At 65.0% G+C, this 11765-nt stretch carries 8 protein-coding genes; 5 read left to right on the forward strand and 3 right to left on the reverse strand.

The window, feature by feature from the left end:
* The first annotated feature begins 274 nt into the window (after positions 1-274).
* Entirely contained in the window at positions 275-3058 is a 2784-nt protein-coding gene (locus ACILRJ_RS15865) for a TonB-dependent receptor domain-containing protein (RefSeq protein WP_395684182.1), read from the forward strand.
* Positions 3059-3193: 135 nt separating this feature from the next.
* Here the strand turns inward: ACILRJ_RS15865 and ACILRJ_RS15870 are convergent, their stop codons facing one another.
* From ACILRJ_RS15870 to ACILRJ_RS15880, 3 genes are all read right to left on the reverse strand, one after another.
* Positions 3194-4768, reverse strand: coding sequence for a tetratricopeptide repeat-containing sulfotransferase family protein (locus ACILRJ_RS15870; protein WP_395684183.1), 1575 nt, complete (start codon positions 4766-4768; stop codon positions 3194-3196).
* Between the two features lie 137 nt (positions 4769-4905).
* Positions 4906-6492, reverse strand: coding sequence for a sulfotransferase (locus ACILRJ_RS15875; protein WP_395684184.1), 1587 nt, complete (start codon positions 6490-6492; stop codon positions 4906-4908).
* Positions 6493-6721: 229 nt separating this feature from the next.
* A complete protein-coding gene (locus ACILRJ_RS15880; RefSeq protein WP_395684185.1) occupies positions 6722-7825 on the reverse strand; it encodes a PilT/PilU family type 4a pilus ATPase in 1104 nt (367 codons plus the stop codon).
* Positions 7826-7860: 35 nt separating this feature from the next.
* On the opposite strand from ACILRJ_RS15880, the gene ACILRJ_RS15885 reads away from it, so the two are divergent.
* From ACILRJ_RS15885 to ACILRJ_RS15900, 4 genes are all read left to right on the forward strand, one after another.
* On the forward strand, positions 7861-8334 hold the full coding sequence (locus ACILRJ_RS15885; protein ID WP_395684186.1) for a DUF4398 domain-containing protein: 474 nt from the start codon (positions 7861-7863) through the stop codon (positions 8332-8334).
* Complete coding sequence (locus tag ACILRJ_RS15890; protein ID WP_395684187.1) at positions 8331-8972, forward strand: hypothetical protein; 642 nt, start codon at positions 8331-8333, stop codon at positions 8970-8972. The genes ACILRJ_RS15885 and ACILRJ_RS15890 overlap by 4 nt, the downstream gene beginning before the upstream one ends.
* Positions 8973-10013: 1041 nt before the next feature.
* The gene (locus tag ACILRJ_RS15895; protein ID WP_395684188.1) at positions 10014-10226 is read left to right on the forward strand and encodes a YdcH family protein; all 213 of its coding nucleotides are present in this window, start codon (positions 10014-10016) and stop codon (positions 10224-10226) included.
* A gap of 152 nt (positions 10227-10378) precedes the next feature.
* The gene (locus ACILRJ_RS15900) at positions 10379-11749 is read left to right on the forward strand and encodes a pyridoxal-phosphate dependent enzyme (RefSeq protein WP_395684189.1); all 1371 of its coding nucleotides are present in this window, start codon (positions 10379-10381) and stop codon (positions 11747-11749) included.
* Positions 11750-11765 lie beyond the last annotated feature (16 nt).

Genomic DNA, 11765 nt, shown 5'->3' on the forward strand with positions numbered 1-11765 from the left:
CACTTGGTCGTACCGACCGGATGCACGGTCAGCAGCGGGATGCAAGTGCCGGCGACACTGCGCTGCGGCATTTTACACGCGAGCCAACTTCTTGACTGGAAAGCGAATTTCCAGATTGTTAAGGCCGCGATCAGGGATTCCCAAGGCGTAAGAATCTTGTTAGTATCGTCCACTGCCGAGGGTTTTGGTGGACCGTTTTGGTCGTTCCCAGGGAATGGGAGAGCACATGTCCCGAGCTGTGACAACTCTGACGTTGGAGAGTGTAATGAATTCTATGAGCAACGAGCTTTTCAAGGCCGTGCGCTACGCGTTGTACGCGGGCACCACGGCTGTGGTCGGATTGTCGGCCGCCCCTGCGTTCGCGCAGGATGACAGCACCCAGAAGCTGGACACCATCACCGTAACGGGTTCGAACATCCGTCGCGTCGATATCGAAACGTCCAACCCGGTCATCACGGTCGACCGCGCCGAGATCCAGAAGTCCGGCAAGCTGACCGTTGGCGATCTCATCCAGCAGCTGCCGACGATCGCCGGCAACGCCAACAACCCGAACGTCAACAACGGCGGCGGCACCGGCGGTGCCTTCATCTCGCTGCGTGGCCTCGGCACCAACCGCACCCTCGTGCTGGTCGACGGCAAGCGCATCACCAACAGCGACGTCAACGCGATCCCGAGTGCGGCGATCGAGCGCATCGAAGTCCTGACCGACGGCGCTTCGGCGGTGTACGGCTCGGACGCGATCGCGGGCGTTGTCAACTTCATCACGCGCAAGGATTACCAGGGCGCGGAAGTCCAGTTGAACTACGGCATCTCCGACCGTGACGACGGCGCGCGCAAGGGCTTCTCGATCACGTTCGGCCAGACGTCCGACAAGGGTAGCCTGATCGGCGGCATCGACTACAACAAGACCGACCAGATCCTCGCCGGTCACCGTGACTTCTCGCAGTTCTCCCTGTCCCTCAACCGCACCGGCACGACGGTTCGTCGCGCAGGTTCGTTCACGGGTCCGGGCGGCTACTTCGTCGGCGTGCCGCAGTTCGCGAACTGCAGCTACTACGGCTATGGCGTGGCCGATCCGAGCGCACCGGGCGGCGGCGGCATCCCGCAGGGCTACCGTTGCTACGAGCCGGCGTCGGCGACGAGCACGGGTGACACGTTCAACTTCGCGCCGGTCAACCTGATCACCACGCCGCAGGAACGCGTCAACTTCTTCCTGAATGGCAACTACAAGATCAGCGATTCGATGGAAGCCTACATGCAGGTCTTCCACAACTCGACGAAGTCGGCTGCACAGCTTGCTCCGCTGCCGATCCAGATGGGCCCGTCGGGCGTCACGATCACGGCCGGCAATCCGTACAACCCGTTCGGCGTCGACATCGGTGCCGGCTCGGCCGATGGCTACGACTTCGGCGTGCGCCTGACCGCGCTCGGTCCGCGCATCATCAACTTCAACACGAAGACCGACCAGGCCCGCATCGGCCTCAAGGGCAACATCTTCGACACCAGTTGGCAGTACGACGCGTGGATGAACTACGGCCACAACAACTTCTCTTCCCGCAATGTCAACTACTTCAACGCGGCTGCCGCAGCGCGCGCATTGGGTGACAACTGCAACCTGCCGCAGGCGGGCGTGCCGTTCGACACCAATACCTGCCTCAACATCTTCAACCAGTTTGATCCGAACACCGCGACGCTGCTGCACAACTTCTACTCGCTGAACGTCGACAACGGCGCGCTGCAGACCGAGCGCCAGGGTGGCCTCGATGTCAACGGCACGCTGTTCGACCTGCCGGCGGGTTCGGTTGGCCTCGCGGCCGGTGCGAACTACCGCAAGTTCTATGTGCGCCAGTACGCGGACACGGTGAGCATCACCGATCCGGTCACCGGTACTTGCCCGGCCGGTTCGTCCTCGCTTTGTAACGCTCCGTTCACCGGCGGATACAACGTGAAGGAAGCCTACGTCGAAGCGTTCGTGCCGGTCCTCAAGGATCTGCCGTTCGTGCACAGCCTCAACGTCACGCTCGGCGACCGCTGGTCGAAGTACAGCACGTTCGGCAGCACCAACAACTGGAAGGTTGCGCTTGAGTACCGTCCGATCGAGGACTTGCTGCTCCGTGGCACGGTCAGCAAGGTGTTCCGCGCTCCGAACACGACGGAACTTTTCCGCGGCCTGACCAGCTCGTACGATTCGTACACGTTCAACCCGGCCCTCAACGAACCGCGCTCCACCAGCAACACCCAGGTGCAGACGATCTTCACCGGTGCGGCGATCGCGGGCTTCCCGATCCAGCCTGAGAACGGCAAGTCGTTCGACTTCGGCGTCGTGTACGACCCGCAGTGGCTGCCGGGCCTGTCGCTGAGTGCTGACGTGTGGCGCATCTACCTGGCCAACAACATCCAGCGTCCGACTGGCCAGACGGTCGTCGACCTGTGCTACAGCAGCAATGCCGCGCACACCTACGATCCGAGCAACCTGTACTGCAGCTACATCAACCTCAACGCCCAGGGCACGATCACGAACATCTCGGGCCTGTCGACCATCAACCTCGGTCGTCTGGACGCGAAGGGCGTCGATTTCGCGGGCGTGTACAAGCTGCCGGAGACCTCGTTCGGCAACTTCACGCTCGGCCTGAACGCGACGTACCTCAACGAGTACGACAACGCGGTTCCGGCCAATCCGACTGCGTCCGTCGCTGGCACGTACAACCAGCAGTTCGGCTCGTTCCCGCGCTGGCGTGCACTGGGTAGCGTGTCGTGGCAGATGGGCGACTTCTCGGCCAACTGGCAGCAGCGCTACATCGGCCACCTGAAGAACAACGCTGGTGCGTTCCGCGGCCTGCCGCAGGGCTACCTGCCGATCGGGGCGGTCGTGTACCACAACGTGTCGTTCGGCTACAACATCGAGCCGATCAACACGCGCGTTGACATCGGTGTCGACAACCTCGGTGACAAGCAGCCGCCGCTGTACTACCAGTCGGTCACCAATGCGAACATCGACATCAACACCTACGATCCGATCGGCCGCTACTACTGGGGTCGCGTGACCGTCAAGTTCTGATCCATCGAACTTGCTGCAAGACTTGGAACCGCGCGGCGAAAGCCGCGCGGTTTTTTAATGTCCGTGGAAAGCGATGGTGCTACACCTTGGCGAAGGAGCACGGCAGTGGAGCGACGTCTGCTTCCCGCGTGAGGGCTATTCGTGCGGGGCTGCCAGTGCCTTGCGCAGCGGATCCAGCAACGCCCCGTAGGCAGCGGTACGTGCCGTATTGCGGCGCAAGGGTTCGCGCACCTGGGCGGCGCTGGCCGTGCGCACGCTGCGTTCGACTTCATAGAACCGGAGGCAGGCCTCATCGAACTCGAGGCCGCAGAAGTCGAGCAGTGCGCGCACTTCCTGTTCGGGGTCGGCGAGCAGGTTCTCGTAGACCTGGTCGCGGATGCGCCCCGGCATCTGTTGTTGCCAGTGGCGCATCATGCGGTCGTAGTCCTGCCAGAGCCGCGCGAGATAGCCGAGGTCGTAACTGAATTCGTTGCCGATCGAGAACATCTGCTTGAAGCACGACCAACAGGTCTCGACCGGATCGCGCCGACAATTGACGATGTGGGCCCCCGGCAGCATCGCCATGATCGCCGCGACGAAATACCAGTTGTTCGGCATCTTGTCGGTGGACCGTGGGCGCTTCGTGCGCCAGCGCGCGGTGCGCGCGAGATAGTTGCGGCCGAGCCGGCTCCAGTCCTCGGCGGTCGCGGCCGTTATCCAGTACGGAAAGTCGACACCGCGGCGCTCGGATTCCTCCTGCAGGACATGACTGACGTCACCGAGCTCGCTCGCGCCCTCCACCTCCGGATGGGCGGCAAGAATCTGTTCCGTAAGGGTCGAGCCGGATCGTGGCAGGCTGACGATGAAGATGACTTCTTCGCCGAGGCGCGGATCATCCGCCACCTGATGTGGTCGGTCGAACTCCGCCATCGCGAGGTCCACCAGCGCGCTGAACTTGTCCGCGTCCCAGGGCTTTCGTTCGCTGATGCGCGCGTTCGTCGCGGTCAGGATCGCGAACGCCTCCGGGTAGCGTCCCTGATCCTCGTACGCCTTGGCGAGCACGCAGCCCATTGCGAGTCGATCGCTTTCGCGCACCCCGCTTTCGCGCAGCAAGGCTTCGAGCAGGCGCGTCTCCGCGTCCGTCAGGCGGACGGTCTTGATGTTCGCAAGCCCCCACCACGCCGGTCCGGTGAACGGCGCGCGGCGCAGCACTTCCAGGTACTGCTCGCGCGCCTGTGGGAACTGGCCGAGCAGGACCATCACGTCGGCAAGCAGCGTGCGCGCGTACCCGCTTTCGGGCGACAGCGCGACAGCACGCTCGAGCGCCGGCAGCGACTCCTCGATCCACGCGAGGTCCTTCAAACGGCTGCCGAGGTTCAGCCATCCGGCTGCCTGGTCCGGTTGCAGTTCGCACACGCGCCTCAATGCCGCGAACGCGCCTTCGTTGTCGCCGCCGGCAAACAGCACCTCGGCCAGTTCGGTCAAGAGGACCGGATCATCGGGTTGCTGCGCCAGCGCTCGTTCGACCAGCGCACGCGCCTGCGCGACGTGGCCGGCTCGATGGAGCAGGGCGATTCGCGCGCGCTGCACTTCCGCGTGTCGCGGAGCCAGCGCCTCCACGCCGACGAGGATGCTCTCGGCACGCGCGAAATCGCCGGCCTGCACGCACTGTTCCATCTGCGCGAGCAGGCCGATGGTCGTGGGCGAGAGACCGGCGAGGCGATCCGGCAAAAGCGGTGGGCTTCCCGGGGCGGAGGACCCGGGGAGCGAAGGGGACGGGGAAATCATCCCGCCACCTTACCCAGTCGATCCATGGGCCGCAATCTGCAGCCTGGACGCATGGGCAGCGCACAAGGACGCGGACGATGTCACGTCGCGGCGAACGGCGGCAGCCCCAGTTCCGCGCGCAGCGGATCGAGCAGGGCGCCGTAGCGCAGCGAATGGCGAGTGTCCTGTTGCAGCGGCTCGCGCACCTGCATGGCGCTCGGCGAGCGCACCTGACGCTCGGTCCGATGGAAATCGAGGCAGGCAGGATCGAACGGCAGGTCGCACGCAGCGAGCAGGCGCCGGATTTCCGTTTCGGTATCCGCCAGCAGTCGCTCGTGTACGCATTCGTGGACATGCGTCGGGTGCTGCGCGAGCGCACCACGCGCGATACGGTCGAAATCGCGCCAATGCGCGGCGAGGTCGGGGTACGTGCGCGTGTATTCGTTGTTCTCCAGCATCTGTCGATAGCAGGAAAAACAGGTCTCGAGCGGATCGCGGCGGGCGAGGATGATGCGCGCAGCCGGCAACATCGCGCGGATCGCGCCGACGTAGTACCAGTTGCTCGGCAGCTTGTCGACGAATACCGGACGCCGTTGCCGCCAGCGCGCGGTCCGCTCGATGTAGCGCGTGCCGAGGCGTTGCCAGTCGTCCTTGCCGCAGCCGACGGCCCATTGCTGCAGCGGCGCGCCGCGCCGCCGCGATTCCTCGTTGATGACGAGCGGCAGGTCCGGCAGTTCGCCCGCACCCTCCACTTGCGGATGCGAAGCGAGGATCTGCTCGATCAGGGTCGAGCCCGAACGCGGCAGGCTGGCCACGAACACGATGCCCTTGCCGAGGTTTCCATCGGACGCCGGCACCGTCGCGAACGCGCTTTCGATCGCGGCCACGCTGGCGGAAAATCCGCGTGCGTCCCACTGCGTGTGCCGACGCGCGATCACATTGGCGCGCTCGATTGCGGCGAGTGATTCGGCGTAGCGCCCATGCTGGTCGAGCGCGCGCGCCAGGGCGAATCCGGTCGCGATCGCATCGCGCGAACTCGCGCGCGGGTCGTTGGCCGCGGCCTCGAGCTCGCGCACTTCGGATTCGCTGAACCGATGGGTCCGCAGGTCCGCGAGCCCCCACCAGGCCATGCCCGCAAACGGCGCCTGGGCCAGCACCGCGCGGTATTCCGCGTTGGCCGCATCGGCGTGATTCTCGGCACGCAAAAGATCCGCGAGCTGGATGCGGGCGCCGAAATTGCCGGGCTCGAGCGCGACTGCCTTGCGCAAGGCCTCGGCTGCCTCGTCGTTGCGCATGCTCCGCACCAGCAGTACACCGAGGTTGTACCAGGCGCCGGCCAAGTCCGGCTTCAGGCGTGCCGCCTGTGCGAAGGCCTCGGCCGCTTCGTCGTACCGGCCCGCGGTCGCGAGGATGCTGCCCAGCGTGTTGTGGTAGAGCGGGTCTTCGGGGCGCCGTGCGAGCGCCTGATGCATCGCCGCGATCGCGTCGTCGTGCGCGCCGAACAGGCTGAGAATGCCCGCATGCAGGCGCAGGACCTCGGCGTGCCCGGGATGGCGCTGCAGCAGGGGAACCAGCAAATCGCCCGCTTCGCCGGCTCGCCCCCCATCCAGGGCCTGTGCCACCGCCATCACGCGTTGCGTGGCAGCGGCATCGAGTCCGAGCAGGCGCGAGCCTGCGGCATTTGGCATCACCATTGAGTCTCCGTGGGCGGCGCGGACGCGTGCCTCGCGCGCAACGACTCAGTGTACACGGCGACCAAATCCCGGTCGCGCGCACGCCGCAACTCCTTCGAGTTCGCTCAGGACAGGCGTGCGATCAGGGCGAACGGAATTTCCCGGGCTGTTCGCGTTGCGCGCAGCGCGCGCAGTCGAAACGACTGCGTGGCGAAGCCGCTCGACCCCGTCGAGCGGCGCCGGCTCAGTAGCTCGTCATGTCGAAGTTTTCGGCCATCGGCGAGTCGCCGCCTTCGGCCAGACGCACCTTCAGCGCGAGACCATCGCGAGAGTCGGCATGGTTCAGCGCTTCCTCGAGCTCGATCTTGCCTTCCTTGTACAGCGCGTACAACGACTGGTCGAAGGTCTGCATGCCTTCCTGCAGGCTGCGGTCCATCGCTTCCTTGACCTCGTGCACCTGGCCGCGACGCAGCAGGTCGCGGATGTGCGGCGTGTTCAGCAGCACTTCGACCGCCGGCAGGCGATGTCCGTCCTTGCCCATCACGAGGCGCTGGCTGATCACCGCGCGCAGGTTGAGCGCGACGTTCATCAGGATGTTCTTGTGCGCCGCTTCCGGGAAGAAGTTGAGGATGCGCTCGATCGTCTGGTCCGCGTTGTTCGAGTGCAGCGTCGCGAGGCAGAGGTGGCCCGTCTCGGAGAACGTGATCGCCGCTTCCATCGTCGTCGCGTCGCGGATTTCGCCGATCAGGATCACGTCCGGCGCTTCACGCATCGCGTTCTTCAGCGCCTCGTGGAAGCTGTGCGTATCGAGGCCGACCTCGCGCTGGTTCACCACCGACTTCTTGTGCCGGTACAGGTACTCGATCGGATCCTCGATCGTGAGGATGTGACCCGAGGTGTTCGAATTGCGGTGGTCGATCATCGATGCCAGCGTGGTCGACTTGCCCGAGCCGGTCGCGCCGACCAGCAGGATCAGGCCGCGCGGCTCCATGATGATGTTCTTGAACAGCTGCGGCAGGCGCAGTTGCTCGATCGACGGAATCTCGCTCTTGATCGCGCGGATCACCATGCCGACTTCGCCGCGCTGCTTGAACACGTTGACGCGGAAACGACCGGCGTCCTTGACCGCGATCGCCATGTTGAGCTCGAGCGCCCGCTCGAACTGCGGCACCTGGCCCTCGTCCATCAGCGAGTAAGCGATCTTCTTGACCATGCCGTTCGGCAGGCCGGTGTTGCCAAGCGGATAGAGCTTGCCCTCGACCTTGATGTTCACCGGGGCGCCGGTGGTCAGGAACATGTCCGACGCACCCTTTTCCGTCATCAGTTTCAGGAAATAGCCGATATCCATCGCCGTTCTCGCTCTTGTCTCGTTCGATCCACTGGATGCGCCATTCTGCCAGCGATTGCCAAACAGGCCTTCGCCTTCCCAAAATACACGATCCACCCCTGAATGCGAGCAGCCACGTTATGACACCAGAACGCGGAAAAATCCATGCGCTGGTCGCGGTTCTGGCCTGCGCTGTCGCCGCGGGTTGCGCCCCGACCAAGCCGCCGGTGGACCAGATGGCCGCCGCCTCGCGCGCCCTCGCCGCCGCGCGTCAGGCCGGCGCGGAGCAACTCGCCGCGACGGAATTCCGCGCCGCCAGCTCGCGCCTCGACCAGGCGCGCGCGGCCGAGCGCGACCAGGACTACGACGTCGCCGCGCAACTGGCCGCCGAGTCGCAGGTCGACAGCGAGCTGGCGCAAGCTCGCGCGCGCCTTGCGAAGGCGCGCAGCGAGGTTGAACGGATCACGCGGGAGAATGAAGGAATGGATCGGGACCTCGGCGCAGGCGCAACGCAGGAGCAACAGCCATGAAGATCACCTCCCGCCGTTGCCGGACTGTGGCACTGCTGCTGGTTGCGCTCATCGCCGGCAACGCCTGGGCACGCGACGATGAATACCAGCGCCTGCTCGACCGCTTCAACCAGGTCGCGACCGACCCGGTGCTCGCATCGCACGCGCCGACCGCAATGGACCGCGCGCGCATCGCGCTCGCCAGTCTCAAGGAAGCGCGCCGCGCCGATCGCGAGCATTGGGTGTACGTGACCGAGCGTCGCATCGATGCCGCGCGCGCATCGGCCGAAGCGGAAGTGATGGAGGCGAAGCAGTCCCAACTGCAACGCGAGAATGATCGCCTGCAACTCGCGCTCGCGCGCCGCGATGCCGAGCTGGCGCGTGCGGAACTCGAACGCCAACGGCTGCAGGCGCAGATCCGCGCCGAGGAAGCCGAGAATGCGCGCCGCGATGCCGAAGCGGCGCGCAGCGAGGGTGCGCAGGCGGTCGAGGCCGCGCGTGCGGAGACGCAGCAGGCGAAGAAGATGGCCGCCGCGCAGGCCCGTGCGGCCGCCCTGGCAAAGAAGGAAGCCGAACTGGAAGCATCCCTCGCCGGAAAGACGCCACCCACGAAGGACAAGGGCAAAGGCAAGCCGGCGGCGGGCGGCAAGAAACCCTGAGCCGTACGCGTTGAGCGCCGCGAGCATCATCACATCCGTTCGCGTTGACCGCAGCGAGCGCGAGTGAGCGGAGTCGAAACGCCTGCGAGAGCCCAAGAGCCCCTTCGACTTCGGCCCTGCGGGCCTGCGCTCAGGGTGAACGGGGTTTCTTGAGCCGTTCGCGTTGGGCGCAGCGAGAGCATCACCACATCCGTTCGCGTTGAGCGCAGCGAGCGCGAGTGAGCGGAGTCGAAACGCCTGCGAGAGCCCAAGAGCCCCTTCGACTTCGGCCCTGCGGGCCTGCGCTCAGGGTGAACGGGGTTTCTTGAGCCGTTCGCGTTGAGCGCAGCGAGCGCGAGCGAGCGGAGCCGAAACGCCTGCGAGAGCCCGGAGCCCTTTCGACTTCGGCCCTGCAGGCCTGCGCTCAGGGTGAACGGGGTTTCTTGAGCCGTTCGCGTTGAGCGCAGCGAGCGAGAGCGAGCGGAGTCGAAACGCCGGCGAGGGCCGAATAACTCCTCCGATCCAGGCCCTGGGTGCCCTTCGACTTCGCCCAGGACAGGCCTGCGCTCAGAGCCTGCCCCGGACATGATCCGGGCGCGAACGGGTCAAGGAACGCATGTGCTCGCGGAGCAGGATTCAGGTCGCAACGCTTTGTAATTGAACGATAAAGTGCGCTCCCGAGAAGCGTGCTGCGCGAACGCGTTTTGAACATTTCAGCGGTTGCCAAGGCGGGGGCGGAGGAGTAGCTTCTACTTCCCAAGTGGCCCGGTTCCGTCGGAACCCACTTGGGCCAAAAAGCCTAGCCCATGACTGCAGCGACCGTGACAGAGGACAGCACTCCCTCGGTTCTCCGAGGAACGGGTCGTGCGAACGGACGTTTCCTGGCAGTGGCGTCCGCAGCAAGATCCGTAGGCCTCATCGTCGCACCCGCTGTATCCAGGTTCCAGGCGGCTCTTTCCGAGCCATCGCGCTACTTCGCTGCAACTCGTCCCGCAACGCAAAGGCGTGGCCTCGCGGCCGCGCCTTTGCGTCTGCGGTTTTTGCACTAGAGGAGACTGGCTGATGTTCGAGCAGAACCCGAAAGAAGTCGAAGCGCTGATGCAGAGCAACGCGGAATTCCGCAGTCTGTATCAGCGGCACAAGGAGCTCGACGGCAAGGTCCGCGACGCCGAACTGGGCGTCCTGCCGATGGACGACGTCACCCTGCACAACATGAAGAAAGAAAAGCTGCACGCGAAGGACAAGCTCACCTCGATGTGGGCCGCGTCGCACTAGACCGCATTCCGGTTGCCGGCGTCGCCGCGATTCCGGCGGCGAAGTCGGCAACAAGCTCCTCGGGTATCATTCCGCACTCGCCTCCAGCCGGAGGTGACGAATGCCGTCGGGCCCGCATCCAGCGCGCTCGCGCCCATCCACGCGGAGCCCGCATGACGATCCACCAGAGCGTACTCGAGCTGATCGGCGAAACGCCGATGGTCAAGGCGCAGCGCCTCGACACCTGCAGTTGCGAACTCTTCCTGAAACTCGAGAGCGCCAATCCGGGCGGATCGATCAAGGACCGCATCGGCCTTTCGATGATCGAAGGCGCCGAGAAGGCCGGCAAGCTCAAGCCCGGCGCAACCCTGGTTGAAGGCACCGCCGGCAACACCGGTCTCGGCCTCGCGCTGGTCGCGCAGGCGAAGGGCTACCGGCTCATCCTCGTCGTGCCCGACAAGATGAGCCGCGAGAAGATCTTCAACCTCAAGGCGATGGGCGCCGAGGTCGTGCTGACGCGCTCGGATGTCGCCAAGGGCCATCCGGAGTACTACCAGGACCTTGCCGAGCGCCTCGCGCGCGAGACGCCCGGCGCGTACTTCATCAACCAGTTCGGCAATCCCGACAATCCGCTCGCGCACGAGCAGACGACCGGCCCGGAAATCTTCGAACAACTCGAAGGCAAGGTCGACGCGATCGTGTTCGGTTGCGGCTCGTCCGGCACGATGACGGGCCTGTCGCGCTACTTCGCGCGCGTTTCGCCGCACACCGAATTCATTCTCGCCGACCCGGTCGGCTCGATCCTCGCGCAGTACATCAACGAAGGCACTCTGTCGACGAAATCCGCGAGCTGGATGGTCGAAGGCATCGGCGAGGATTTCCTGCCGTCGATCAGCGATTTCACGCGCGTGAAGAAGGCGTATGCGATCAGCGACAAGGAGAGTTTCCTCACGGCGCGCGAATTGCTGGCGAAGGAAGGCGTGTTCGGCGGCTCCTCGACCGGGACCCTGCTCGCCGCCGCGTTGAAATACTGCCGCGAACAGAGCACGCCCAAGCGCGTCGTCGTGTTCGTCTGCGACACCGGCAACAAGTACCTGTCGAAGATGTACAACGACTACTGGATGCTCGACAACGGCTTCCTCGAGCGCCAGCCGACCGGCGACCTGCGCGACCTGATCCTGCGCCCGTATGCGCACCGGGACACCGTCGTCGTCGGCCCGAACGAGCTGCTCGTGACGGCCTACAACCGCATGAAGCTGTACGACGTCTCCCAGCTGCCGGTGATGGACGGCGACCGCATCGTCGGCATCCTCGACGAGTCGGACCTGTTGCTGCATGTGCATGCCGACGAAAACCGCTTCCGCGACCCGGTGTCGACCGCGATGGTCAGCAAGCTGCAGGTGCTCGACGTGAAGTCGCCGATCGAAAAACTGATGCCGGTGTTCGAGGTCGGACATGTCGCGATCGTCGTCGACGGACCGAAGTTCGTCGGGCTGATCACGCGCATCGACCTGCTGAACTATCTGCGCCGCCGCGCAGGCTGATTCGTATTACACCTGA

Source organism: Dokdonella sp. (genome assembly GCF_044227025.1).
GTDB lineage: Bacteria > Pseudomonadota > Gammaproteobacteria > Xanthomonadales > Rhodanobacteraceae > Dokdonella_A.

Excerpts from the sequence above, each read along its gene's own strand:
- ACILRJ_RS15885 (WP_395684186.1), top strand. The coding sequence starts at position 7,861 with ATGCGCCATTCTGCCAGCGATTGCCAAACAGGCCTTCGCCTTCCCAAA.
- ACILRJ_RS15890 (WP_395684187.1), top strand. The coding sequence starts at position 8,331 with ATGAAGATCACCTCCCGCCGTTGCCGGACTGTGGCACTGCTGCTGGTT.
- ACILRJ_RS15895 (WP_395684188.1), top strand. The coding sequence starts at position 10,014 with ATGTTCGAGCAGAACCCGAAAGAAGTCGAAGCGCTGATGCAGAGCAAC.
- ACILRJ_RS15865 (WP_395684182.1), top strand. The coding sequence starts at position 275 with ATGAGCAACGAGCTTTTCAAGGCCGTGCGCTACGCGTTGTACGCGGGC.
- ACILRJ_RS15875 (WP_395684184.1), bottom strand. The coding sequence starts at position 6,492 with ATGCCAAATGCCGCAGGCTCGCGCCTGCTCGGACTCGATGCCGCTGCC.
- ACILRJ_RS15900 (WP_395684189.1), top strand. The coding sequence starts at position 10,379 with ATGACGATCCACCAGAGCGTACTCGAGCTGATCGGCGAAACGCCGATG.
- ACILRJ_RS15880 (WP_395684185.1), bottom strand. The coding sequence starts at position 7,825 with ATGGATATCGGCTATTTCCTGAAACTGATGACGGAAAAGGGTGCGTCG.